Source organism: Deinococcus malanensis (assembly GCF_014647655.1).
Classification (GTDB): domain Bacteria; phylum Deinococcota; class Deinococci; order Deinococcales; family Deinococcaceae; genus Deinococcus; species Deinococcus malanensis.
In genome coordinates this window covers 37703-63336 of sequence record NZ_BMPP01000020.1, presented here as the reverse complement: position 1 = coordinate 63336, position 25634 = coordinate 37703, and the positions used below count along the sequence as shown (strand labels likewise).

The window sequence follows — 25634 nt, the reverse complement described above, 5'->3', positions numbered from 1 at the left end:
AACACGGGCTTCTCCACGTCGTCGATCCGGTCGCCGAGAGCCTGACGCAGCAGGCCCAGGGCACTCATGACGCGGGAGGCCGGCAGGTACAGTTCCTGAAGCACCGACGTGACGACCTGTTCGAGTTCATCGTTCAGGGCCCGGACGCGGGCGGTGCCACTCTCGATCTGATGGTCCAGTACAGCGTGACCATTGAGCAGGGTCTGATGGGCCTGCTTGTACGGCGTGATGTCGGTGAGCACCAGATGGTAGTGAATGAGCTGGCCGTCGGCCATGGAGGCGCCCAGGTCCAGGCGCAGGTCCAGGGTCGTACTGTCCCGCCTGGAGATCTGGGTTTCGATGGTCTGAGGGCCACCACCCGCCGCGACCTGCCTGAGGAAGGTACTGAAGGTAGATTGCAGCGCCGGGGAGAGCAGGGAGGCGAAGCGCCGGCCGCCCCGCGGTTCCCGGGGCAGGTCCAGCAGGCCGAACGCCAGGGTGTTGAGGTCCTGAATCCGCCCATCTGGGGTCAGCAGCACGGAGGCGACGGGAGCGTCGTGAAACAGGGAATGGCTGTGCGCGTGAGCAGGCGGGGCCGGGTTGGGGTCCTGCTTGGTCATTCGGGGCGCTCCTTGGGGTTGCTGTGAGGACTGCGGAGTCCACTGTACCGTGAGGCGTATGCTGCGGGTCGACGAGAGTGCGTAAGTTCCTTTGACCAAAGTGCACGGTTTCCTGGAGCAGGTGTTCGCGAAGAAGATCAGGCGGCGCCATGCCGTGGGCCCAGGCCGGGCGGTGCGCCCCTGGCAGTTGAAGGCCGCGCTCGGAACGGGGAGTGACACCGACTCCTGTTTATCTTCGAGAGTGTCAGTGCCTGGTCAGTGCAGGTGCGAAGGGTGCAGTACGAGCACGGAAGCTGGACTGTGCTGCGCCGGATGTATCAGCAGACGAACGGAGCGTTACGCCGGGTGCGGTGCCGCCTGGAATCCTTTCAGGTGCTCCCGGAGGCCGCGTGGTTCGACGAGCAGGTGCAGGCGTTTCTGGACCACGAGCGACGTATGAGATTTTGCAGCCAGCGCAGGATTGACACCTCTCCCGCGCGGCGCGCCTGGGGAACAGGAACGCCGGGGAGACCTGGAACCACTCCCCCCGTCCTCAGCTGGCTCGCAGGCGCTCCATCACTGCCAGGGCAGCATCCCGCACCTGATGAAGTGCCTCGGGCTGCACGGGCGCGTTCTTGTAGAGCCTGCGGAGGGTCCGGATTTCAGGAAGAAGATCGTGGCGCCCGGCGGTTGTGACAGCGATCTGGGCTTCGATCACCGCCCGTACGGCTGTCAGCTCAGTGGCATCGGCTCTGCTCATGTCGGTCATTGGACCACATGTTTTTCTCACGCCTGTCAGCTATGAGATCATCATCTTTTTAAGATTCGGGTGGGGTCTGATGGTCCATCGCCGCGAAGAAACCGCAGGATGTTCGCCGCGTGGAATGTGGGTCAGCAACTCAGCATCTTGTTGATGAGGAGGTGTCGCTTAACACCAATTAAGCAACGGTGCTGATCGTAGTCAGTTCGTTGTGATCGAGGGTGCCTTCTGGTTGTACATGAGGTCTGATGAGAGCCCTGACCACCTTGTAAAGGTCCATGATCGAGCGACCAAGGATCTTTACAATCATCGGCGTCACGGACCTTCAGTCTGGCCCACCCTCCTCTTGCCACTCCCCAGCTCACGGAATGGTGCTAGCGGAGTCCAAACATTTGAGCAACCATCTGATCCACGTGCTTGACATGTCTCAACCATGCAGCACGTTGAGCTCGTTCCGAGGGCGACGGCCCTACGCGCGCTGCCACTTCATACGCCCGCCCGCGGGTCTCACCTGCACTCACTTTATTCTGAAGTGAATGTGACCCGGCCAGCCGGACTCGCCAGAGGGTCCCAGGTAAAGCCAGAGCCTCGCTCAACTCCTGCGCTTCCGCCAGCGCGAGTACAGCGTCCGAAGTTCGACCTTCCCACGCTGTGGTCACCGCGAGGCATTGCAGGTACACCAGGTGCAGCCGCGGGTACCCGGCAGCAGCCTGACGCAGGCGCTCCAGGTCCTCAAAGGCGAGGGCTTCATTTCCGGACCGCAACAAGGCCTCCGTCTCCAGCCAGCGTGGCAGCAGCACAGACCACTCGAACCGCTCCCACCCCAACTCCCGACGCGCTTCCACAGCATCACCAGCCGCCCGCGCCGCCGCCGTCCACTGGCCCCCATACGCTGCAAGCGCACAACGCAGACTGGCCGAACGACAGCGCACCAGCGGCCCAAAGCCCTGAGGACGAACCACGCACTGGCCCGCTGCGTCAAGCGTGCGCCTGGCCTCCCGGACCCGCCCGAGGTGCCACCACAGCAACGCGGCCGTAGACATGGTCGCGAAGCCGAGCCATTCCGTCGTCTGGCTCTCCTCAGCACAAGAGGCCGCGAGTGCCGAAACTTCGGAGTAGTTTCCAACCTCAACCAAGGCCGCTCCCAGCGCCACGCGCGCGTGAAGCCCTCGAACGTGCTCCTCGAGGGCGGCCCATCCTGCAACAGCCTGCCGCAAATCTCCTGCCGCTTCCTTCGCCCGGCCCAGGTGAATCTGGTTGACGGCCCGTGTCCAGGTTATCTCTGCGTGCTGAAACGCATGTTGCTGGTCCGTGTCCCTCGCGGCCACCTGAAACAGGTCTTCCGCATGTTTCCAATCCCCACTGCTGCTGGTGTGGTAAGCGAGTTCACCTGTCACGGCTCCGACCAGCTGACCATCAGCTACCTGTTGAGCGACATGCAATGCGCGTTCTGAAGCTGACTGCGCGGCGTGGAATTGCCCCAGACTCCACTCCAGCAAGGCAAGTTCCCGGACGGCGTGCAGTTCGTCACGCGCACGTCCATGCGCCCTCGCGTCACTGATCCAGGTGGTCAGCAACTGCCGCATGGGTTCACCGTCTCCCGTCATGACGACGTGGCGGTCGGCCCGTTCGTACTGAATTTCCCGGCGTACGGTTTCATCCTTGACCTGATCTTCCCAGTCGAAGAGCTCCTGAAGCACTTCGCCCTCCCGGGCCGGCAGATTCAGGCCGCTCTCCCAGTAACTCCGGTGAAGGGCACGGTACAACTCAAAACGGTCCTGGTCCGTCAGGAGAGCCGTACCGCCCTGCTCAGCGGACTGCTTGAGTGCTGACCGCACCTCCTCCAGGTAAGCAGCTGCCAGCGTCAGTGCCCGGAGCCGGTAGGCGTCCAGTCCTGCACGCAACCCGTATCGCACGGTCTCTGCCTTCTTCCCCGCGCGCTGTGCATGCCTGAGCAACACGGCCGCAGGTACGGCGTCGTCCTTCAACACCTCAAGTGCGGCGGCATGGAATAAGGAGCCCGTGGACTCAGGAATACTTTCGAGGACAGTTTCCTGGAGCAGATCATGACTGAACTTCGGCCCGGACCAGACATGCGTTCGTTCCAGCTCCTCGCTGGCCGTGCCCAGCGCAGGCAAGGCCCACCCCAGGATGGCTGCACCCCTGTGCAAGGTGAAATGCTCGTCCATGACGGCCGCCACACGTGCCAGGGTCAACGCTTCCACAGAGAGGTTGCTCAGGCGGGAGGTGATGACGGTCGTGACGCTCGCGGTGCGCGGGAACCGCAGCGCCCGGCGGCGGTTCTCGAACCGTTCAGGAGTGAGGGTATCAAGACGGCCCTGCTCCTGAAGTGCGCGTAAGGTTTCCAGCACGAAGAGCGGATTACCTCCCGTGAAGCGGTGAAGGAGCGCAGCGACCGCAGGGAGTTCGTCGGTGCGGCGCTTCAACAGCTTGCCCGGGAGGAAGCGGTCAATCATCTCGGCGACATGCATCTGACCGAGAGGTTCCACTTCGAGAATGACTGCCTGGCCCCGCTCAACGAATGACTGAAGACTGCTTTCAAATGCGGGCGGCAGCTCTCCCTGCCGGTAGGTGTAGATGTGCCGGCATGTGCGCTCAGCCTGACGTTTCCCGAGCAGGTACAGGATGACATCCAGGCTGGTCGGGTCGAAGGAATGCAGGTCGTCGATCACGACCGCGGACAGGACGGTACTCCCGGCTTGAAGGGCCACGCCCAGGGCGTCATGCAAGCGGAGCCAGTCGGTCTGGTTCTGGATCGGCTCCTGGGAAGCAGCACCAAATTCTGGCAGGAGGCGGGCGAGCTCGTGTTGCACCCAGGGTGGAAGAAGTGACGGCAAATTACCCCGGGCATTCACCAGGGTCCTCAACACCTCGACCTGGGAAGCGTACGGAACATGGCGCTCTCCTGGCCGTGCCTGACGAAAGAGAGGCGTCCCAGGTTGAGACCGGACGAAGTCGTGAACCAGGCGGGTTTTTCCGACGCCGGGCACCCCGGTGACGAAGACCGTCTGGTGACGGGCCCAAGCCTCACTCAGGCGGAGCCACGCATCATCGCGACCGACCAGGTGAGGACTGCCTGGGTCGGGATGGGGTGAGGTCCAGCCTGAGGGGGGGTCCTTCGGCAGCGTGGCCATGAGGGCCGTGGTGGCTGCGGACGGAGAAATCCCGAGTTCCCGTTCAAGCGTCTGCTTGCAGGAACGGTAGGCCGCCAATGCGGCGGTGGGCTGGTCTGACTGGACGTGCAATTCGATCAGGCGGGCGTGTGCCGCCTCGTTGAGGGGGTCGTGCCGAAGGCGTTGACGGGCAGCGTCGACGGCAGCTTCCAGCTCTCCAGCCTGCTGATGCCGCAGGATTTGAAGAGACAGGAGCCTGTCGAGCGCGAGTCGGGCCGTCTCCCGTTCCGTTTCGAGCCACTCGGTGTATTCAGGAAGGTCGGGAAAATCCAGACCATTCAGGAGATCACCACGGTAGAGCGCGGCGGTCTCAGCCAATTCACGAGACGTCTGAGTGGTCATGGCAGCGTGCGCCGTCAGGCGGTGCACGTCCACCCACAGTGTGGCGCTGTTCAAAGCCACGTGATCCCGGTCGGTGATCAGGAGCGTGGATTGACGGCTGAGGAGCGCGGCGATCTGTGCGAGCGAGGTGCGCACGCTCGCCCGGCCCTGTTGTCGCTCCGCGTCAGGCCACAACATCGCCGCGAGCCGATCACGGGCGTGCGGTGCGGGGTTGAGCATGAGGTAGGCCAGCAAGGCCAGCGTCTTGCGGGTTCTGGGATGCCAGGACTGTCCGGCAGACCGGACTTCCGGACTCCCCAGAAACAGGAACTCCAGCGGGTACGGTGAATCAGACGCTTGTTGCGGTCTTGTCACGGTCACTTCCTAACGTAACGGTGTCGTTCGAGACTTCAGTGTAGCCCCGGGGAACCACCCCCGCGAGAGCAGGAGATCACGGACGAAAAGTCCCCCCTGGGTCTCTCTTCCGCCTTCACCAGCACGAGAGCCCTGACGATCCACTTGGCGCCAACACCTTCACGGGTGAGCGCGATGGCAGGCCAGGACCTGCCGCGGAGGAAGCATCATGCGTAACATCCACTGGATTCGTGCTGTGCAGTTGACGGTGACCGCCTCGGTAGTGATGGGTGGCCTCGGACAAGCCAGTCAGGTAAGCTCCCTGAGCTCGCAGATGGCGGGGATGGCAGGCAGCAATCTCACCCGTGCGGAGTGCGAGCAACGCGTGCAGGAGCTGGCCGGTATGCTTCAGCGGGCCGGATACGGTCCGGTGCAGACGGTGGCCTTCGCGGACGGCACATTGATTGTCCGCTGGTATCACTCGGGGACGCGGCAGACTGCGTTGGCGTTCTCCGGGCAGAAAGCCACCGGCAATGTCTTTGAGGCGAGCGAGTATGCGGGGGTGGTGCGCCTGAACGAGTTCCGCGGCCTCCGCTAAAGCAGTGGTACTGAACGCCCGCTTTCTGGCTTGTTTGCTCGGGAGGGCAGCGTGGAATGAAGGGTGGGGGTGTCCAGCAGGGGGTGAGGCCAGTGGGTCTCACCCCCTGCTGGTTGGCTGAGGGTGGTCAAGGCGGATGAGGTCACCTGGTCTGGTACGGGTGCGCCCTGGGGCCGGTCGCCAGCAGGATTGACCTGTCCATCCTGCTGGCGACCGGACTGGGCGCGGCGCTGGCCTTCGAGGCAGGGGATCTCAGCGGTGGCACCGGCGTGTGTGGCGTCCCGGGAACTGTGTATAAGGCTGGCCCAGGCGACTGGCAAGCCTCAGCTGCGCCCGACGGACCTACTGTGGGTGCGCTCGCGGGCGGCGTCAGTCAGCTTCCAGGCCGCCAGCCGGCGGGGAGCCGCCGCTCGGGGAGGTGCACGGTCTCCGTCTCCTTGACGTCGCGCGAGTGGGTGCCAACCATCACGCGGTACGCTCCGCGGGCAATCCGCCATTCGCGTGCGGCCGTGTCCCAGGTGGCGAGCGTGCGCGGATCGACCGAGAGCGTGACCATCTGATCACCACCGGGCTCGAGTTCCACACTGGCGAACCCGGCCAGGCGGCGCGGGGCCTCCCAGCCGCCACCAGCCGGCGAAACATACACCTGCGGCACGTCCCGGCCACGCCGCGGCCCCTTATTCTCCACCCGGAAGCTGACCACGAGATCCTGCCCGTCGACACCGGCACGCAGCCGGTCATACTCGAACTGCGTGTACGTGAGGCCGTACCCGAACGGAAAGAGCGGCTCGAGGTTGTTGGCGTCGAACCAGCGATACCCGACCCGCGCACCTTCAAAATAGTCAACGCTGAAGGGCGTGCCCGGCCGCAGGCCGTTGCCATCGAGCCGCGGGCGCGGCAACTGACTCTCGTCGCGGGGGAAGGTGATCGGTAACCGGCCGGAAGGATTCACCCGGCCGAACAGGAGGTTGGCGATCGCCTGCCCGCCCTCGGTCCCGGGATACCAGGCTTCCAGAATCGCCGGCACCTGGGTCACCCACGGCATCAGGACCGGCCCGCCGGTCTCGAGCACCACGACGGTGCGCGGATTGGCCGCGGCGACGGCGGCGATGAGCGCGTCCTGATGGCCCGGCAGGGTAAGCGGCACGTCGATGGATTCACTGGCCCACTGCGTGCCGAAGACAATCGCGACGTCGGCTTCACGCGCGGCATGTGCTGCTTCCGCGGCATCGGTGCCGTCGTGGAAGCTCACCTGCGCGCCCGGCACCTGCGCCTGGATCGCGCGCACCGGCGAGGAGGGATAATAGACGATCGGCCCCGGCCAGGTCCGCGGCTCCAGGCCGGGCACGGCGTTGCCACCCCGCGGATAGGTCTGCGATGAGCCGCCGCCCGAGAGCACGCCGACATCCGCATGACCCCCGATGACCGCGATCCGCCGCAGGTCAGCGCTCAGCGGGAGAAGGCGCCCTTCGTTCCTGAGGAGGACGGCGCCCTGCTCGGCCGCGGTGCGGGTCACTTCCGCATGGGCAGCGAAGTCGATCTCCGTCTCCTGCGGCGTCACCGGATGGTCCACCACACCGTTGTCGAACATGGCGCGCAGGATCCGGTGCGCCATCTCGTTCAGCCGGTGCCCGGTGACGCGGCCCTGTGCGACCGCCTGGCGGAGCGGCGCACCGAAATAAGGCTGTGCGTCGAATGGAAAGCCGGAGTCCTGGTCGAGCCCGGCCTTGGCCGACTGCTCGGTGCTGTGGACCGCGCCCCAGTCCGACAGCACATACCCGCGAAAGCCCCAGTCGTCTCTTAGCACCTGCGTCAGCAGCCAGTGATTCTCGCAGGCGTAGGTGCCATTCACCCGGTTGTAGGCGCACATCACCGAACCCGCATCTGACCGCTCGATCGCGAACTGAAAGGCGAGGAGGTCGGACATGCGCGCGCCTGCTTCGTCGATTCGTGCATCGAGGAGGTGGCGCCCGCTCTCCTGGTTGTTGAGCGCGAAATGCTTGACCGTCGAGATGATGTGGTTGGACTGGATCCCGGCAACGTGGTGGCCGATCATGGTGCCGGCCAGCAGAGGGTCCTCGCCGCCGTATTCGAAGGTGCGGCCGTTGCGGGGGTCGCGCGCCAGGTTGACGCCGCCCGCGAGCATCACGTTGAAGCCGGACAGCCGTGCTTCGCGGCCGATCATCGCGCCGCCCCGGCGGGCGATCTCCGGATTCCAGCTGGCGGTGGTTGCGATCCCGGAGGGGAGAGCGGTCCGCTCGAGCTTTTTCGGCGCGCTGCCCTGGGTGGCGACGCCGATGCCAGCGTCGGTCTGCCACTGCGGTGGGAGGCCGAGGCGTGGGATGCCGGGCACGTAGCCGGCGGAGCCGTAGCGTGCTTCCCGCGGCGCACGGTAAAACTTCGCGGGGAGGTCGGTCGCGAAAGAGCCGAACACGAGGCGCTGCTTCTCGTCGGGAGTCATCTGCCGCAGCACGAGGTCGGCGCGCTGGTCCGGGCTGAGGGTGGGGTTCATCCAGGGCCACGCGTCCGCACCTGTGCCGGCAGTGCCAAGTATGACGAGCGTGGCAGCGAGTGCGGTGGCGGCGAGGCTCTGCATGGTCATCCTCCACTCCTGGTTGTGGTGCCGGGGAACAGTGGTTTTAGCGCCCACAAGCCGGTCATGACGGTTGGGTGCCCGGTCCCGGGCGGCGAGCCTGGGACTGGGCAGCCCAGGCGAGGAAGCTCGGCAGTCAGAAGCGGCGGAGATCGAGGCCCTGGACCTCCTGAGGGCGCCCCCGGTGCCGGCGCGGCCCCGTCGTCTCCCGCAGAAGGTAGGAGCCGCCACACGGTCCATGCGCGGCTTACTCCCGCCGCAGTTCGCGCACTTTCTGGTCGTAGGCCAGGCAGGCGGCGACGTCGAGTTCATGGAGGCCGGGCCGGACTTCGAGCACCTCTTCCAGAGTGCAGCAGCGCCGGGCGGTCCTGAGCACGTCCGGAACGGTGATGCCTTTGCCACGCACCCGCGGCCGGCGCTCGGCACCGCGCAGTTCGATGCGGGCCATCAGGGCCAGGGTGGGCGTGAGGTCGAGCTGGCTCAGCAGGCGGCTCAGGGTCAGGATGACCGGGGCGTCGGGGGCCGCCACGGATCTGGGACGGGAAGCCCGGGTGGCGGCGGATGGAAATGCCTGGGGTGGAGGCAGGGCAAAAGTACAGTCATTCATGGAGGACCTCTCCAGGAAAATGAAGTTTTGATTGAGGATTGGTATGGATTTTATCACGCAAAGAAGCTGTACTTTCGGTCGGTCCGACTGGAAAAAGTGCGGTACCGTCGCTCAACAGCGGTGAGTGATCGGCCGCAGAGTGCAGTGGGGGCAGGGCGACTCTGGAGCCAGATGAGGGCCAGTTCCTGAGGGGAGGAGTCAGAAGTTCTGGCTTCCTGCGGTTCAGCCTGAACGTGCAGGGGTGGGAACCGGCCACGCGGTTGTCCTCGCGGGGACGCCGGAGCGTCTGAACACGGTGTTCATGCGAATCCGCAGCAGCGACTGGATGTCGTTGCCCAGGCCATTTGGCGGGAGGTCGACGCGGGTGCGCCGATTCACCTCCTGACCTTGCGGGTGTGGTCCCTGCGGGAGGCGTCAGGCCGCGTCCCCACTGGCTGAACCGGGCCTCCGGGACGGCGGGGTCCTGGAATGGGAACGGTGTGGGGAGGTGAGCCACTGAAGTGAGCCTGACGAGCTGAAGGCGGTGACCGCCCGGCTGCTGGAGTGCGCGGGAGGGCAGCGTCGGACTGTGGGGGTCGTGGGGCCAGGCCTGGGGGTCTCACTCCCGGCCGTTGAGCGGCACATGGTCAAGGCGGATGAAGTCCCGAGGTCTCCCCTCGTCCCTTTTTGCGATAATTGTAGTTATCATCTAAAAGATGGACACCAGGGGAGAGAGCCAGCACAGTCCAGAAGCGAACTCCACCTACGCCCTCACCCTCGACCTCCGCCGGGGCCACCTCCTGGACCAGGCCTCGAACTGGACCAGCCTCCACGAAGCTGAACTCCGCCGCCGCGCCACCGAAGCCGCCCGCGACAAAGACGCCGAGGTGCTGTGGGACCTGACCGTCGCCTACCTGACCACGCTCACCCAAGCAGGCATCCGCATCAGTCCACACACCCTGCGCTCATACCGCACTGGCGTCCGGCAATTTCTGGCCCACGCTGAGGAGCGCGCCTGGAACCTGCTGCGTCCCAGGCGGAACGACGCCGCGTTCTGGGTGAGCAGCCTGACGGTCAACCGGGACGGCACCAGACCCAAAGCAGCCGCGACCGCCCGCTCCCGGGTGGCGGCCGCCAACGCCCTATACGCGGCCTTGCGTTGGGCGCAAGTCACCACGGCCCACCCGTTCGAGGATGTACCGCAACCGCGGGACCGGACCGACGCGATTACCCGGCGGCCGCCACATCGCGAGACCGTGGTGCACCGCACGTTAGCCGCTGCGGAACGGGAGCAGCGCACCGACCTGCGGGTCCTGATCCTCCTGACTGCCCATGCGGGATTGCGCATCGAGGAAGCCCTGACCCTCACCTGGGCCCAGGTCGACACCGCCAGCCACCGCCTGACCGTGCACGGAAAAGGGGGTAAGCGGCGGATCGTCGGCATCTCGGGCACCCTCCTCGAAGCCCTGCGGGCCCACGCGGGTCAGGGCAAGAATGGACGCCTGTTCTCGTTCGCCCACCGGTCCGGTGCCGCGTACCATCTGCGGCGCCTGATGGAGCAGGAAGGTCTGCCCTGGGCGGGCTTTCATGCGTTCCGGAAATACAACGGTACCTTATTGTACCGGCGGACGCGGGATTTTGTTCGTGTGGCACATCATCTGGGTCACGCGAATGTCAACACGACCAGGGCGTATGTCGATGTGCCGGCGGATGACCTGGCGGCTGAACTCGCTGATCTCTGAACCCTGACTGAGGGGCGAGGGCGCCTCGGGAGCGCGTTTCTCGGCTGTCCAGAGTCCAGCCCAGGGAATCGGGATGCATACGTTGCGTATACGTGGATGTCGGGGTATACTATTCGACATCAAAGGCGGCCATTTTGGCCGTCTTTTTCGTCTCAAGACAACTCCCTTTCTGGATCAGCGGGGCAATGAGTGCCCGAGCGCCACAAGGCTGTCGATCAGCACGGTGAGTGCCTCGGCCGGCTCCCCTTCGTACCGGAGCAGGGTGGGGTCGGATGCCGCGTGGTCGAACACACCGATGGTTGCTGTCGAGTCGTCCACGCTGAACATCACGCTGATGCACCGTCCGTCTGGCAAGGTAAAGTCCGCGCACTCGTCCCAGCCGGTGCCACACATCGTTTGCCCTCCGCCGGTGCCCTCGCCTCCTGGGTCGTGCGTGAGGATGTGACGGAGCAGGTCTCGATTCCAAGGATAGATTTCAAGTGTTGCCTTCATATCTCTTATCGTAACGTCAAAGTTCAAATCAGAGGCATGTTTTTCCGTGAATCTCGTCTTTTGCTTCGAAGACTCAATGAAACACGACAGTGTCCATTCAGCGATAACGAGCGACACGGTTCAAATGGACATCATGGCCAAAAAAAGCCCCCGTAAGTGCGGGGGATTGAGCAGGGTCTTTCGTCTGAATGAAACCGAATCATCCCCACAAGCGTGGGAAACAAACTGCTGAGTCATCTCAGGAGTCTAAATACCGAATCATCCCCACAAATGCGGGAAGTACTCTACTCCACGAGCGTGGGAAACCTGCTTGCCATTCATTTAAGCAGAATGCGGATCAAATGTCAAGCCATGAAGGTGATGAGGAGTGGAGCAATACGAAGTGTCGCCGACCAATCAACAGGAAAGCCCATATTTTTCTTCGTACGTAGATTCATTTCCATGTAAATCCCAGAACAATTACCAACGTGGCATACCAGGACATCACGAGAGATGGATGACTTTCACGAAGGACCATGACATTGCAGACGCCATGGCGCTCGGCGAGCCTGATCAACACGTGCGCGCAGGGCGCATGACTTCGTCGGGAACGTCCTGCTCCGGCACGCCTCGTGATGGCACAGGTGTCCAAGAAGGTGAGCACGGAGAGGGAGGATCACATGCCCTGTGCTCGTCGTCCGCGTCAGCAGTGCCTGAACCACGCCATCATGAACCTTTTCAAGAGAACGGTGCATCCACCAGCCCGCGCTCCACGGCCCAGCGGGCAAGCTCCACCCGGTTATGCATTTCCAGCTTGCCCAGCATGCTCGAGACATGTTTACTGACGGTCGTGGCGCTGATGTGAAGGTGTTGCGCAATTCTCTTATCCGAGATGCCCTGAGCAAGCAGCCGGAGCACGTCCAGCTCCCGCGTGGTCAAGGGAGTGCCGGTCTTGATGGACGGCGGCACTGTCAGGATATGGTCGAGAAACGCCTGAACTTCCGGCACAAGGTCCTCGAGGCTGAGCGTCTCTCCTTCCACACGGCACTCCACATACTGTTCTCCCATCTCAGCTCGGAGGGCTACGTCCAGGGCTTTCACGTGCGGAGCGAAACACACGTCCCACGGTTCACCCGTCCTGATCCGCATCGCGTCGCTACACCCGACCATCCGCGCAGCAAGGGTCAGCTCTCCAGCGTCACGAGCATGAAAGGCGAGCATGTGCAGCAGCACGTACCGTAGCAGCGCGTTCGGCACCGTCAGCATGTGGTGCCAGGCGGCCCGCGCCAACGGCAGCGCGGTGCTCCGCTCGCCCTGGAGGTAAGCCGACCAGCCCATCAAACCCTTAGCAAAAGCCAGACCTCCCTCACTGCCCCGCTCCAGACTTAACGCCTCGGTCCGCTCAAAACAGCGGAAGGCGTCCGCAGGCTGACCCAGGCGGAGATACGTCACCCCCAGGCTGTTTGCGACGTCATTGAGACGCTGCCTGTGGTTCAGGTTCTCAAAGATACGCTGGACTCGCTGGAACAATTCAAGAGCCTGATCGTGATCTCCCGCCCCCGAGGATACCGACGCGAGCAGCAGCAGAACGTCGGCTTCACCCGCAGCATTCCCCAGCTGGCGGTAGAGATCGCCCGCCCGCCCCAGCACCTGACGGGCCTGAGCGAACCGGTGGAGATTCCGGCAGGTCAGTCCCAAATCTCGTAGCCCGTCCGCCAGCAGGTCAGGCTCTCCGTCCGCGCCGGGCATGTCCACGATCCGGCACAGCCAGTTATGGTGTTTCTGCGTTGCGTCATGACCCCAGTACGGCCCGAGCGCCCTGACCAGCCGCAGTGCCTGCTGCGCCCGTTCAGTCTCCACCAGCCATTGCAGGGCCAAGTTTAGATTTGCGTCGTCCGCGGCCAGACGCGAAAACCAGAACGACTCCAGATGCTCCTCACACCGCCTGGCCTGCTCGGCGAGTGCCAGATAGTAAAGCGCGTGTCGTTCGCGGAACACTCCGGCCTCCGGAAGGCTGTTGAGCAGTTCCTCCGCAAACTCCCGAACCGGCTCCAGGAGGCGCCAGCGAGACTCAGGACCCTCTGCCGCCTGGACCATGCTGTGCTCGACGAGCGCAATCAGGAGTGAACGTGCAGACTCGTGCAATGTCACGGCCTCAAGGGCCGGCAGCGTGAAACCACCAATAAAGGTGCCACACGCGGCAAACGCCAGGCGCTGCTGAGCGGTCAGTAAGTCGACACTCCAACCGATGGTGCTCCGCAGGGAATCCCCATGATGTGGACCATCTCTCGGCCCGTCCGTCAGCACCTCGAGGGGCCGTTCCAACCACGCCAGCAGACCGTCCACGGTCACCGCACGAAGTCTTGAGGCGGCCAGTTCCAGGGCCAGGGGAATACCGTCCAGGAGGCAGCAGATGCGGGAGACGACTGGCTCGTTCGCTGGCGTCAGGCGGAAGTGCGGGTCGACTGCCTGAACGCAATCGACAAACAGACGCACCGCGGCGCTCTCCAGCCCCCTGCTTGCTCGGGTTGGAAGTGGGAGGGGGCCGAGCGGCAATTCATGCTCCCCACGGACGTGCAGGGCGCAGCGGCTGGTGATCAGGATCCGCAGATTTGACGTGATGTTGGCCAGAGCGGCGATGTCGGCGGCGGCCGTTGGAAGGTGCTCGAAATTGTCGAGGACGAGCAGCAGGCTGTGCGTTCCGATGGTCGCCCCTAGGTCAGCGCGGTCAGCGGAGGGGGCCCCGATGGCCTGAGCAATGGCGGGCAGGACCTCCGCCGGATCCCGCAACGAAACAAGATTCACCCACACCGCCCCCAGGTCGAATTCCGGTCCCAAGGTGTAGGCGAGTTCCAGCGCCAGCCTGGTTTTCCCGATACCGCCGGGACCCCGGAGCGTCAGCAGGTGAAGCTGAGGCCGGCTGAGCAATCCGCTGACCATCAGGATTTCAGCTTCTCGGCCAACCAGTGGGGTGGGACGGGGAGGAAGATGTCCGGGAGCCAGTACGTCACGGAAGACGGTCATAAGCACCTTGCGCCGGTAGACGAGGGATGGCAGAAACGAAGGTTGACTCTTCATCAGCGTACCCTCACCGCGCTCGCATCCTGGCGACCAGGACAGATGGGCAACTGATGGGCAGGCCCAACAGGTCCGCACCCCCCAATTCTGACGGGGGGTGCCCACCCCTCCCCCCCAGTTTTCACGATGCTGGGCGATGGATGGCCGCTTAACGTGAGGCACCAGACCACCGCAGGACGCTTCCAACGCCACGGTTCCGCCTCGCTATGCACCGTGGCACGCTGCTCGTCCGTTGTGACCACTGGGCACGTCAACCGGCGGAAACGCCGCCATCGGAGGAAAGGCATGCAAACTCAAGTCACGCAACCCGACACCCGGTTGATCGACACGTTCAGTCAGGCGAACTGGGACGCCTTCCGGGACCTGCTCACGCCTGACGTGATCTACGAGGAACCCTCCACACAGCGCCGTACCCAGGACGCTGACACGTATGTTCAATTGTGCCAGGGCTGGTTGCGGGCCCTGCCGGACGGACGCGGTGTGGTCCTGCGCTCCGTGCACTCGGGGGACACGCTGGTCCATGAAGTGCGCTGGGAAGGCACGCACAACGGCCCGCTGGACACGCCAGGTGGAAGCATTCCCCCGACGGGCAGGTGGGTGAGTTTTGAGGGGGTGATGTGGTGCGAAATGAAAGGAGACCGTATCGGGTTCATCCGGCATCACCTGGATGTCCTGTCATTACTCCAGCAGATCGGCGCCCTCCCGGCCCCTTGACTCTGATCACCCTGGTGAGGGCCGCTTCCTCAAGCCTGCTTGACTCTCCAGTTACTGGAGGGCCTACGGTTGAAGGCAGGAGGAACCACATGGATACCAACCAGGCCCGCTTCCTGTTCGAAGTCCAGCGCGTGGGTGACCGGGTGGGGGCTGAATGTCAGTACACGCCCGCGCCTTCCCAGCCACCAGTGACTCCCAGACCCTCCCTGAGGCGCACCCTCGCGCTGTGGCTGCATCACCTTGCTTCCCAGGTTGACGTGCCATCACTACAACCCGCGTAAAGAACACTCGCTTGCCAGGCAAGGACAAGTCTCCTACATCGACGCTGAATTGAGATCGAGAGCTGGCCCTCAGGGTGACCGCTCCAGATGCTCACCACCGACGCATCTGTCTCCAGACCACAGCTAATAAGCCACGCAGGAGAAGCCTGCGGGGAAGGAAAGGTTATGTCATTGACTCGTTGGATTTCGCTGTCCTTCGCCCTCGTCCTGGGTGGCGCCCTGGCCGCGCCCCTGACCACCCCGGTGCTGACCGGCCGCATCGTCGACTGGCCGCCCGGCGAGACTGGCGTCATTCAGCTCGAGTCCGTCGTGCAAGGGCCAGACAACACGGTCTTCGCTACCGGTACCATCGACGCTACCGGCCAGTTCCGCCTGACCCTTCCCTCTGCTGAGAAGGTGCAGCCTACCCTCGCACCTCTGGCGAAATGGATGGCCTCCCCCTCGAACCAGGCGCAGGGCTGTTCAGCGAAAGGTACGGTTACGCCATCGCAGGGTGGCCTGCGGTTCTTTCAGCTGTTCAGCTACCGCGGTGGACAGCGGTTCGGAGATGTCACACTGCGCTCCTCCTCTCAGCGTTTCCTACCTGCCGGTCAGACCGAAGCTCAGCTCACGTTTTTTGGCTGGACAGGCGCGGCTGCCCTCAAGATTGAAGGCACCATCACGTGCAGGGACCTGATCTCAACCTACCAGGGAACCTTTCCGGCCGGCTGGCACCTGCTTCCTGGTCAGGTAACGGGGCGTCAGGATGGCCAGACCATGGAACGGGTGACGGCCGCGGCCCTTCCAGGCACACTGGCCTGGAGGCAGTATGTGGAGTTCGGTGGGATCGGCGTGCAGTTCGATCTCACCTGGAGTGGCGCAGGCGCGCTCATTACGGGGGTAACGCCGGATGGGCCGGCCGCGCGGGCGGGTGTGCGGGCTGGGGATCAGGTGGTGGAGGTGGACGGACGCAGCGTGTCGGGTCTGACGCTGCCGCAGATCATGTCGCGGGTGGCGGGGCCCGCGGGCGTGCCAGTCACCTTGGGCCTCAGGAGAGGGGGGCAGGAGGCCATGCTCCGCGTGATGGTGACCCGCACCCTCCAGCGTATTCCGTGAAGGCCAGGGGGATCACGCTCCCTGACCAAGTTCAAGCTCCCAATTCCACCGTGGAGGAAGCGACATGTTCCGACTTGGCATCCTGAGCCTGGTGCTGCTCCTGGCAGCCTGTGGCCGGACCACAACACCCCAGATCACAACCCCACCACCCACGGACCACTACGCGACCGTGAGCTTCCCGGAATCCCAGAGAGAGTTCACGGGGGCCCGCTGACCATCCGGAAAGAACGAGCCGGCTGATGCCGGCCCAGGGTCGCACTCAAAGCACCATCAAGCCTGTTGCTTCCGCCCTCCCTGACCTCGCCCACAGAGCGGCCGACAACCGCCTTCAAAGGAGATCAGCATGACCGGGACACGCTTTATACAACTCGCTGGAATCGCTGGGACACTCGCCGGACTTCTGATGGTCGCGGAAATCGTGAGAATCCAGTCTCAACCACTCTGGGTGTCAAGCAATGACTCGACGGGAAGTCTGTGGTTTCTCGGCTCGGCCACGCTGGTCCTCCTAGGCGTTATCGGGAATGCTTACGCTGCGCCGCGTTCGGCACCACGGTCCTCCCGGCTCGCGCTCGCCTCGGTGGGGCTGGCCGTCCTGTCGGTGCCGCTCATGCTGTTCGGGATGTCCTTCGAGTGGTCCCTGCTGCTGATTGGCTCCTGGCTGCTGCTGATCTCCTGCATGCTCGGTGCACTGCACGCCATCGTGGCGCGCCCCGCCTCCCGGATACCTGCCACCCTTTTGATGCTGAGTGCACCCGTCGTGCCGTTCATGAACACGCTTGACGACAGAATCTGGCTTCTGCTTCCTTTTGCTCTCGCGTGGATTTTCTTCGGGTTCTCCCTCGCCACCTGGCGAGGGATGACAGGCACGCACCCAGCTGTGCATTGAACGAGTGAGACCAGGCGGGGAGGTGGGGGGACCTGAATTTCCGTCCGGGCGTGTCCCCATATCCGCCAATGAAGGAGGGAGGGCCCCATGACTGGTCACATCCGCGTTCTCACGAGTCTGCGTTTCTTTGCCGCCCTGATCGTGGTGTTCTTCCATTTCTCCTTTTTCCCTGGCGCGGAGCTCCCGTTACGCGTGCAGCAGTTACTGGGGATGGGACCAACCGGGGTGGCGTTCTTCTTCGTGCTCAGCGGCTTCATCCTCACGTATACCTACCAGCGCACGTTTGCGGCGTCCGGACTGAAGTGGGAGGCGGTCAGACCTTTTCTTCAGGCCCGGATCGCCCGCGTCTACCCCATGCATGTGCTGGGCCTGGTGTTGATCACCCCCCTGACGCTGGCTGCCTTGCCCTTCGAGAGCTTTCCGTGGGGGTCGTGGCTGCGTGAACTGCTCCTGGTGCAGGTGTACAGTGCCGGGTCCCAGTCCGTCTGGAATTCCCCGGCGTGGTCCATCGCGTGTGAAGCCGTGTTCTACCTGACGTTCCCCCTGGTTACCGTGCGCCTCATCCGCTTGCGGCCGCAGGTGAACCTGTACGGGCTAGCGCTGGGTCTGGCGGCTGTGCAAGTGGCATTGCACGTTCTGGTGGTGCGCGCTGCCCTGGCTGGCACCGGTGGTGGGTTCGATTTCGCGTATACCTCACCGGCCCTGCGAATCTTCGAATTCATGATCGGGTGCGTGATCGGCACGGCCTTCCTGCGCGGACAGGCAGGTGACCGCCGCTACCAGCTCGGTGCGCGTGGACGCCTGGTGACGCTGCTGGTGGCGGGGGCAGTCATTCTTGGGGGGATTGCGCTCAAGGGGGCGCTGCCGCGTGGGAGCGAAGACCTGGTCACCCGCGTGCTGGGGCAGACCATTCACGCGTACGCGGCGTACACCCTGCCGTTCGCGGCCATCATCCTCGCGTACGCGTCAGGGCCGACCGTGGGCTCTGGGCTGCTCTCGCGGCCCACCCTGGTGCTGCTGGGGGAGGCAAGTTACAGCCTGTACATCCTGCACTGGGTGGCGTTTAAGGCTCTGGAGGCCCTGGAGCGCGCTGGGTACGCGGTGCCGTTCCTGGCCGTCGGGCTGACTATTGCTGGGTTGATCGGGGGAAGCGTGCTGTCCTTGCGGTTGATCGAGTTGCCGCTGCGCGACCGGCTGCGGCCACGCAGGATATTCGGGTCCGCCCATGGTGGAGGACCAGTGTCCGATTCCACCCTTCATCATCCTGCACAGCAGTGACCTGCTGCGTTGGGCTGTGGGTGGAGACGCCTGGACCGATTGGCCTGACCGGATTACGGACGAGAGGAAATGCGTAACTGGCCATCAGAATCTTGAGCCTGGATTTATCTTCTCTCATCAAATACAACGGAAGCACTCAAATTGCCGTCCAGTGTTGTCAGCTTCCTGCCTTGTGCCGCCGTGCCAGGAGCCTGCCATGCCGTATGCCTTCACTCCACACAACGCAGGCTCATAACCTCAAGCCCATCCCTCATTCGTGCCGTTTCGCCCTCTCAACTCTAGGAAGGAACGATATGGACCAAACCAGGCTGGCGTCCTTCCCGACCGCAACTGGCGCGGCTTTGCCTTCGACTTCGGCGAGCATGTCTCACCTAACGGCGTGATCGAGGAGTACACCAGCGCGCAGACCTCAGCGCTGAAGAACAAGCTGATGGTGGTGCGCTACAGCGCCGGTAAGGACATCATCGTACTGAGCGTGGGAGGCAGCAGCCAGGACATCATCGGGTCCGAAACCAACATACCCGGCCTGTCCAACTTCAGCCCCAGCCCGCTCGACCTCATTGAGAACCGCACCAACGGTCACCTCTACGTTGCTCAGCTGGACGAAGCCACCGGCAGTGGAAAAATCACGCTGGCCAGACCCCGGTAACCCATGAAGACATCCGCAAACCATCAGGAACCCCGATGCCCAGCAGGGCCAGTCCCTGCTGGTGGACGAGCAGCAACAAGGAGGTGCCTACCGCCAATCCAAGAATCAGGGTCTCGATTAGCGTTCCTGGCTCCAGGAGGGCCGATAGGGGCACAAACAACACGCGCCCCGGCACGGCTAAAGCCATCGCGGGACGTGTCATACCCCCGCTTCTACCCCCGATGGGGCCTGGAGGGAAATTCCTCCCGCGACTGACAGACGGTCATACTGGCAGAAATGCAACTCAGTGACATCCAGCCGGTCCCCGGGGCACGCCCGGTCACCCAGATTGATCTGGACGCTTTCGAAACCTCCCGGGGCGTCACCCTGTCTCCCCACCACCGGTACCTGCTGCTCATCCAGGACGGCGGGGTGCTTCCTGAAGGATATGTTCCCATCCCGGATGCTCCCGTTCTGTCCGCGCAACCCACGTTTTGGCACGGCCTGGGCAGTGGGGAACTGGAAGACGAGTACGACTGGTATGAGGAGATGATCGGCCCTGACCTGGTTCCCTTTTGCTCAGACCCGGCCGGCAGCGTGTTCTGTTACCGGCTGCAACCGACCGGCACGGAACGTATTTCGCGAGTGTGGAGCATCGCACGGAGGACGCCTGGGGCCGGCTGTCGTACCCGCTCTACCCGGTCACCCAAGGTCTGAAGAATTTCCTCGCGCAGATCGTGCCATGCGGTCCTGCCTGACCTGAGTCATGGTCGCCAACCCGTGTTCCGGGGTGTGCTCTCACGCCAGTGAGGCCGCCCTTCCCCGGTCGGCCGCTGACCCGCTTGCGCAACTGTTCGTCACGGCCTTGAACCCGGCTTGAGCTTCCCTCATCAAGTACAACTAAAGCACTCAGATGCTGTCGAGCCAGGTTCACCGTCTCCCTTTCACCGTCAAGGAAGGAGTGAGTCATGATGTCTCCCCACCAGGTTGCCGCTCTGCCAAGACCCAAGGTTGCCTTCGCTGGTGCCATGCTGACGTGTGCGCTCGTCGCGTGCGGACAACCAGTGGCACAAACCCATGCCCCCCCGTCCCTGACGCTGCGGTCACAGACCTACCCGGGAACCAACGGAAAGATTGCTTTCGTCCACTCTCCAGGCTGGAATACACTCGGAGACATCCACACGATCAACCCCGACGGGACCGGCCGGATCAACCTGACCAACCACCCGGCAGGAGACTCGAACCCCGTCTGGTCGCCCGATGGCCGTCACATTGCTTTCGAGTCCAACCGGGACACCAACCCCGGCATTTACGTGATGAACGCGGACGGTTCTGAAGTCAGAAGCCTGACCAGTACGCTCGGAGTCGCCCGAAATCCATCCTGGTCTCCGGACGGGAGTTATGCGACGGGCCTGACCCGCTCCCGGTAGGCCTGCGGGCTGATCCCTGCGACCGACCGGAACTTTCGGGTGAAGGCGCTGTGATCGCTGTATCCGCAGGCGTGCGCGATCTCGGAGATGGAGAGATTCGGTTCCCGAAGCAGGCTCACCGCCGCGTCCAGCCGGACTTTGATCAGGAATTGCTGCGGCGTCATGTGGCACACCCGCCGCATCAGCCGCTCGAAACTGTCCTCCGATAAGCCGGCGCGCGCCGCCAGTGCGGAAACGCGGAGCGACCGGCTGTGATGCTCGTGCATGTAACTCAGCGCCTCAGCGACCCGCGCGAAATCCTCGTGCCGCTCGATGCTGGCGGGAACGTCACGTGAAATCCCGATCAGGCCCACCACCTGACCTGTGCCGTTGCGCAGTCGGATCTTGTGCGTCAGGCACCAGCTCGGCTCGCCCTGCGGACCGAAGTACATTTCCAGAACGTCCCGGAGTTCGCGGCCGTCACGGACGGTCTGCACGTCCTGCTCGTTGAAGCGCCGCCCAGGATCCCCCATGAAGACTTCTGCGGCTGTGCGGCCCAGCACGTCCCGCTTATGCTGAGCTCCGCTGCGACGCCGCAAGGTGTCGTTCACGCTGACATACCGTCCCTGAACGTCCTTGACGAAGAAGATCAAACCGGGTGCACCGTCGAGCAAAGCTTCCAGCGGCCAGCTTCCGTCGGGCGCGGGGCGCAACCACTCCCTGGGATCTTCCATGAGTTCACTTTGCCACACCACGCCCGGTCTGGAAGTGTGCCAAGTTCCGCACAGGATCGGGCCGTCCCTGTCTTGATCGGGACGGCCCGCATTGCTTCCGGTAGCTGGAGGTGGGTCCGTGCCCATTCCACACCGGTCACTGGACCCGTTCTCCACCGAGCGGGCAAGCCCGCGGCAGCGGCTCCATGCCTTTCAGTACACCTGACCATTCGCGAAAGTTCGACCTGGGGGAAGATCCGTCCAATGAATCCACACCTGGTGAGGGCCGAGGTTCAGGTGACCGGTCAGGGTTTCCGCAATCTCAGTCATGGCCTGACGCACCGTCTCGTCCGTTCGTGGGTTGGCCAGGACGGTCACGACCAGGTGTGGCGCACTGACCGCGCCATGTAGGCCTTCCTGCACGTAGGACTACGGCCCGAAATGCACTCACAGCAGGTGCGGCGGCACCGCCAGGGTGGACGACAGGCGCTGGACCAGCGCGTCGGACACCTGCTGAGCCTGGTCTGGGGAGTGGACATCCGGCGTATGAAGCGTGATCACGGGCATGGTGCTCCTTCCAGCAGGGGCCCTGAGGGGAAGCGGGCCTGGGGGTGAATCAGGACGCTGAGACGCAGGACACGGGCAACTGCCTCACGGCCCCTGTTCAGTGACTCGGCACAGCCTGCCCGGTGTTCCACGACAGCACGGGCCGGGCGTCCAGGGTCGAGAAAGCCTCCCGCACCTGCCTCAGTTGCTTCTCGCGTTCCTCCGGGGTCTTGCGCACCGGGCTGAAACTCATGACGGGAGCCAGGACGGAGTACCCGACGAAACAGAACATGCCATGCTGGATGTGAAACAGGATGACATCCATCTCGCCGTCCCGCGCCCCAGAACCGAACATGTCCTCGGTGCTGCCGGTCGTGAACAGCAGCATGGCCCGCCGGCCCTGAAAACCTCCTGTCTCAAAGCGGCCGACGCTGCCGCCGTAGGCCACGCCCATCGCGAAGACCCGGTCCACCCAGCCTTTGAGCAGGGCCGGCAGGGAGAACCACCACATCGGGAAGGAGAACACCAGCAGGTCCGCCCGCTGCACCTTCTCGATCTCCGCCGCCACGTCCGGGGCGAAGGTGCCGTGATTGACGGCCTTGACCTGCTCGACCTGAGGTTTGAAGTGCCCGACCAGCTCATGCTCGAAGTCATCCCGGCCGAGTTCAGGGTTCCAGCCCATCCCATACAGGTCGCTGATCTCGACCGTGTAGCCCTGAGCTTCAAGGGCCTGCGCAGCTTCCCTCATCTGGGCGGAGCAGAAGGAATCAGGTTCCGGGTGGGCGTGAACGATCAAAGCGTGGGGCATGGGCACATCTCCTGGGGACGAGGCGGATGAAGGAAGGGCGGCGCTGAGCGGCCTCGGATGGCGTGCCGCAGGGGAGTCTCCCCGCAGGAGCGGTGCCCCTCGCCTCAGCCCACCGATACGGGCATTATTCCGCCCGGCGAAGGCGCTGTCTTGTCAGGATCACTGCCCCAGCCTGCGGAAATCGGCATAAGGGGTCGCCGTGAACCTGAGACCGCCATCAACGCCCGGACGGTCCTCATTCGCATCACGGCCACCGCGGCGGGCCAGGCGACACGCAGGTCAGGTCGACCTGACGCCACGCGTTCGGCCGCATCCACACGCGATGGAATTGCATCTGCTCATCGGCTGCCTTCTGATCCTTGTGCCGATTTCCGCAGCCCACCCTGGCGAAATGCTCAAGACACCCTGTCGCGGCAGGAGGACAATGAGCAGCAACCTACCGCTCAAGGAGAACCGCGTGACCCACGCTGGAACCAGTGCCACCCTCGCCGCGTTCGTGGCGAATCCGCCCTCCATCCCCACTTCCGCCCTGGAGGATGCCCGGCGCAGCGTCCTCGACGGGCTGGGCTCCCTGCTCGCAGGGTCAGTAGAACCCCCCGCCCGCATCGTGCAGGACCTCGTGCGCGACCTTGGCCGCGCGGACGACGCCAGCGTCTTCAGTGCGGGGCGCGCCAGCGCCGCCGGTGCAGCCCTCGCCAACGGCGTCGCCACGCACATCCTCGAACTCGACGACATTCACAAGGGCTCCACCGTTCATGCGGCCGCGCCAATCATTCCGGCCGCCCTCGCCGTGGCCGAACGCGAACACCTCGGCGGGGCCGCATTCCTGCGCGCCGTCGTGCTCGGCTACGACGCCGCGCTGCGGATCGGCGAAGCCGTCAACCCCAGCCACTACCGCCACTGGCACCCCACGGGAACAGTCGCCACCTTCGGCGCGGCGGTCGCGGCCGGTGCCCTGATGGGCCTCGACGAGCGCCAGATGCTCGACGCGCTGGGCACCGCCGGCACCCAGGCGGCCGGCTTGTGGGAATTCAATGCGAGCGGCGCCATGAGCAAAACGCTGCACCCGGGCAAGGCCGCCATGAACGGCGTGATGGCCGCGGACCTGGCCCGGCGCGGCTTCACTGGCGCGCCCACCATTCTGGAAGGCCCCCGGGGGTTCTTCGTGGCGACCAGTGCCGTCCATGACGCGCGGCGGGTGACCACCGGCCTCGGCGAGGTCTGGAAGGTCAGCGAGAACGGGTACAAGCTGTACTCCTGCTGCGGCCACACCCACACGGCCATCGACGCGGCCCTCTCCCTGCGTCAGGAACACGGGTGGAATGCCGATCAGGTGCTGGAACAGGTGCGTGAAGTGCGGGTCGCCACCTACGGCCCCGGCTGGGACATCGTGAGTGAACTTAACCCCCGCACGCCGTACCAGGCAAAATTCAGCCTCGCGTACGTGGTGAGTGCGGCGCTGCTGGAAGGTGCGGTGGGCCTGACGCAATTCAGTGAGGACCGCTTTGGTCCTTCGGGAGTGATCCAGGGCACCCTGGCCCGGCTGCTCCCCCGGGTCCGTCCCGCTGTGTCCGAGGAACTGACCGCCATGTACCCAGCCGCCTGGCCCGCGCGTGTGGAAGTGGAACTGACAAACGGCCAGGTGCTCCGGGCGGGGGGCGACTTCCCCCGCGGCAATCAGGAAAATCCGGTCAGCACGGCCGAACTGGAAGCCAAATTCCGCGCGCTCGTTGAACCTCGCCTGGGTGCTGTCGCAGCTGAGCACGCCCTCACGCTGGTCCGGACGCTCGAAGACATCCCCGACCTGGCGGTCGCCAGCGCGAACCTGAATGCCCTGTGTCAAGGAGTTCGACATGAGTGAACCCGTCTCCACCTTTCAGAACCCCGCCGGGACGTGGTCTCAGGCGGTCTACGACGTTATCAAGGCGCAGGACGTCCGGCTGGTCCCCTTCGTACCGGACGGAGGGCACCGTGGCCTGATCGAGCGCTGCCAGGCGGATCCGGACATGCGCGCCGTGACCCTCACCACCGAGGAGGAAGGTGTGGCCCTCGCGGCTGGCGCGTGGGTGGGTGGCGTGCGGTCGGTGCTGCTGATGCAGTCGAGCGGCGTCGGCAACTGCATCAACATGCTGTCCCTGCTCAAAACCTGCCAGATGCCCCTCGTCACCCTGGTGACCATGCGCGGCGAATGGGGAGAATTCAACCCCTGGCAGGTCCCGATGGGTCAGGCCACCCCGGATGTCCTCCGGGCGATGGGCGTCCTGGTGCAGCGGGTGGATGATCCTGAACTCCTGCCGGGAGAGGTGGACGCCGCCCTGCGTCTGGCGTACAGCACCTACAGCCCGGTTGCCGTGCTGCTCTCACAGAAGCTGCTGGGCGCCAAGAAATTCGGAGGAACCAAATGAACGCCGCCAGACTGGAACGCCGGACCGTCATGGCCCAGCTGCTTGAGGAGCGCGGGGACCTGCTGGTCGTCACTGGTTTGGGCGCCACCGCCTGGGACCTCGCTTCGCTGTCTGACAGCCCACAGGACTTTCCGCTCTGGGGCGCCATGGGCGGCGCGGCCATGTTCGGCCTGGGCCTGGCCCTCGCCCAGCCGGACCGGCCGGTGGTGGTCTTCACGGGTGACGGGGAGATGCTGATGGGCCTCGGCGCCCTGTCCACCATCGCGACCACACGACCGTCCAACCTGAGCATCGTGGTGCTGGACAACGAACGCTACGGGGAAACAGGGGCGCAGCACACCCACACCGCCGCCGGCGTGGACCTGGCGGGCGTGGCCCGGGCCTGCGGGTTCGAGCGGACCACCACGGTCCGTGAGCCGGGCGCCGTGCCGGCCCTGCGGGCGGACCTGCATGCCGGCGGGGGCCCCCTCCTGGCGGTGGTGAAGGTGGCCCTGACCGCCGACCCCATGACCCTCCCGCCCCGGGACGGTACCTACCTGAAAAACCGCATGCGGGCCTCGCTGCTGGGCCCCACGGCCATCTACGAGTGAGGGCAC

23 protein-coding genes are annotated in these 25634 nt (G+C 64.4%); 14 read left to right on the top strand and 9 right to left on the bottom strand.

Translation table 11 applies throughout. The annotated features are described in order from the left end of the window. The 3 genes from IEY49_RS18305 to IEY49_RS18295 all read right to left on the bottom strand — a co-directional run. Positions 1 to 599, bottom strand: a 599-nt coding sequence (locus tag IEY49_RS18305; protein WP_189011409.1) for a PAS domain-containing protein, incomplete at its 3' end; no start/stop codon positions are given. 532 nt (positions 600 to 1131) lie between these two features. Beyond that, entirely contained in the window at positions 1132 to 1338 is a 207-nt protein-coding gene (locus IEY49_RS18300; protein WP_189011407.1) for a hypothetical protein, read from the bottom strand. Positions 1339 to 1712: 374 nt separating this feature from the next. Then, positions 1713 to 5228, bottom strand: coding sequence for an ATP-binding protein (locus IEY49_RS18295; RefSeq protein WP_189011405.1), 3516 nt, complete (start codon positions 5226 to 5228; stop codon positions 1713 to 1715). Between the two features lie 208 nt (positions 5229 to 5436). Between IEY49_RS18295 and IEY49_RS18290 the strand changes: the two genes are divergently transcribed. Beyond that, positions 5437 to 5805, top strand: coding sequence for a hypothetical protein (locus IEY49_RS18290; protein WP_189011403.1), 369 nt, complete (start codon positions 5437 to 5439; stop codon positions 5803 to 5805). Positions 5806 to 6178: 373 nt separating this feature from the next. Here IEY49_RS18290 and IEY49_RS18285 read toward each other — a convergent pair whose 3' ends face one another. Together IEY49_RS18285 and IEY49_RS18280 are read right to left on the bottom strand one after the other, a co-directional pair. Further along, positions 6179 to 8407, bottom strand: a complete 2229-nt coding sequence (locus tag IEY49_RS18285) for a glycoside hydrolase family 3 C-terminal domain-containing protein (RefSeq protein ID WP_189011401.1) — start codon at positions 8405 to 8407, stop codon at positions 6179 to 6181. A gap of 238 nt (positions 8408 to 8645) precedes the next feature. Further along, a complete protein-coding gene (locus IEY49_RS18280) occupies positions 8646 to 9005 on the bottom strand; it encodes a DUF433 domain-containing protein (RefSeq protein ID WP_189011399.1) in 360 nt (119 codons plus the stop codon). A 695-nt stretch (positions 9006 to 9700) separates the two neighbouring features. Here IEY49_RS18280 and IEY49_RS18275 point away from each other — a divergent pair. After that, positions 9701 to 10726 (top strand): tyrosine-type recombinase/integrase, encoded by a 1026-nt coding sequence (locus IEY49_RS18275; protein ID WP_189011398.1) that lies wholly within the window; start codon positions 9701 to 9703, stop codon positions 10724 to 10726. Positions 10727 to 10900: 174 nt separating this feature from the next. Here IEY49_RS18275 and IEY49_RS18270 read toward each other — a convergent pair whose 3' ends face one another. Continuing rightward, the gene (locus IEY49_RS18270) at positions 10901 to 11218 is read right to left on the bottom strand and encodes a hypothetical protein (RefSeq protein WP_189011396.1); all 318 of its coding nucleotides are present in this window, start codon (positions 11216 to 11218) and stop codon (positions 10901 to 10903) included. A 717-nt stretch (positions 11219 to 11935) separates the two neighbouring features. Next, positions 11936 to 14275, bottom strand: a complete 2340-nt coding sequence (locus tag IEY49_RS18265; protein ID WP_189011394.1) for an ATP-binding protein — start codon at positions 14273 to 14275, stop codon at positions 11936 to 11938. A 285-nt stretch (positions 14276 to 14560) separates the two neighbouring features. Here IEY49_RS18265 and IEY49_RS18260 point away from each other — a divergent pair, with 285 nt between their 5' ends. The 9 genes from IEY49_RS18260 (at position 14561) to IEY49_RS18220 (ending at position 20587) form a co-directional block, all read left to right on the top strand. Then, positions 14561 to 14989, top strand: a complete 429-nt coding sequence (locus tag IEY49_RS18260; protein WP_189011392.1) for an ester cyclase — start codon at positions 14561 to 14563, stop codon at positions 14987 to 14989. A gap of 89 nt (positions 14990 to 15078) precedes the next feature. After that, entirely contained in the window at positions 15079 to 15270 is a 192-nt protein-coding gene (locus tag IEY49_RS18255) for a hypothetical protein (RefSeq protein WP_189011390.1), read from the top strand. Positions 15271 to 15435: 165 nt separating this feature from the next. Beyond that, entirely contained in the window at positions 15436 to 16365 is a 930-nt protein-coding gene (locus IEY49_RS18250; protein ID WP_189011388.1) for a PDZ domain-containing protein, read from the top strand. 64 nt (positions 16366 to 16429) lie between these two features. Then, on the top strand, positions 16430 to 16579 hold the full coding sequence (locus IEY49_RS18245; protein WP_189011386.1) for a hypothetical protein: 150 nt from the start codon (positions 16430 to 16432) through the stop codon (positions 16577 to 16579). Between the two features lie 129 nt (positions 16580 to 16708). Next, a complete protein-coding gene (locus IEY49_RS18240) occupies positions 16709 to 17251 on the top strand; it encodes a hypothetical protein (RefSeq protein WP_189011384.1) in 543 nt (180 codons plus the stop codon). A gap of 87 nt (positions 17252 to 17338) precedes the next feature. Further along, the gene (locus IEY49_RS18235; protein WP_189011382.1) at positions 17339 to 18529 is read left to right on the top strand and encodes an acyltransferase family protein; all 1191 of its coding nucleotides are present in this window, start codon (positions 17339 to 17341) and stop codon (positions 18527 to 18529) included. A gap of 256 nt (positions 18530 to 18785) precedes the next feature. Continuing rightward, on the top strand, positions 18786 to 19178 hold the full coding sequence (locus IEY49_RS18230) for a hypothetical protein (RefSeq protein WP_229780900.1): 393 nt from the start codon (positions 18786 to 18788) through the stop codon (positions 19176 to 19178). Positions 19179 to 19454: 276 nt separating this feature from the next. Further along, positions 19455 to 19874: an SMI1/KNR4 family protein gene (locus IEY49_RS18225; RefSeq protein ID WP_189011380.1), complete on the top strand. Its 420-nt coding sequence runs from the start codon at positions 19455 to 19457 to the stop codon at positions 19872 to 19874. Between the two features lie 251 nt (positions 19875 to 20125). Beyond that, a complete protein-coding gene (locus tag IEY49_RS18220; protein WP_189011378.1) occupies positions 20126 to 20587 on the top strand; it encodes a TolB family protein in 462 nt (153 codons plus the stop codon). On the opposite strand, the gene IEY49_RS18215 is transcribed toward IEY49_RS18220, so the two are convergent. Next, on the bottom strand, positions 20557 to 21300 hold the full coding sequence (locus IEY49_RS18215; RefSeq protein ID WP_189011376.1) for an AraC family transcriptional regulator: 744 nt from the start codon (positions 21298 to 21300) through the stop codon (positions 20557 to 20559). The genes IEY49_RS18220 and IEY49_RS18215 overlap by 31 nt on opposite strands. Positions 21301 to 21943: 643 nt before the next feature. Next, positions 21944 to 22633, bottom strand: a complete 690-nt coding sequence (locus IEY49_RS18205) for an NAD(P)H-dependent oxidoreductase (protein ID WP_189011372.1) — start codon at positions 22631 to 22633, stop codon at positions 21944 to 21946. Positions 22634 to 23057: 424 nt separating this feature from the next. Here IEY49_RS18205 and IEY49_RS18200 point away from each other — a divergent pair, with 424 nt between their 5' ends. The 3 genes from IEY49_RS18200 to IEY49_RS18190 are packed head-to-tail and all read left to right on the top strand — an operon-like array spanning position 23058 to position 25628. Continuing rightward, a complete protein-coding gene (locus IEY49_RS18200) occupies positions 23058 to 24494 on the top strand; it encodes an MmgE/PrpD family protein (RefSeq protein WP_189011370.1) in 1437 nt (478 codons plus the stop codon). Continuing rightward, positions 24487 to 25038 (top strand): thiamine pyrophosphate-binding protein, encoded by a 552-nt coding sequence (locus IEY49_RS18195; RefSeq protein ID WP_189011368.1) that lies wholly within the window; start codon positions 24487 to 24489, stop codon positions 25036 to 25038. The genes IEY49_RS18200 and IEY49_RS18195 overlap by 8 nt, the downstream gene beginning before the upstream one ends. Next, a complete protein-coding gene (locus IEY49_RS18190) occupies positions 25035 to 25628 on the top strand; it encodes a thiamine pyrophosphate-dependent enzyme (RefSeq protein WP_189011367.1) in 594 nt (197 codons plus the stop codon). Before IEY49_RS18195 ends, IEY49_RS18190 begins: the two co-directional genes overlap by 4 nt. Positions 25629 to 25634: the final 6 nt, after the last annotated feature.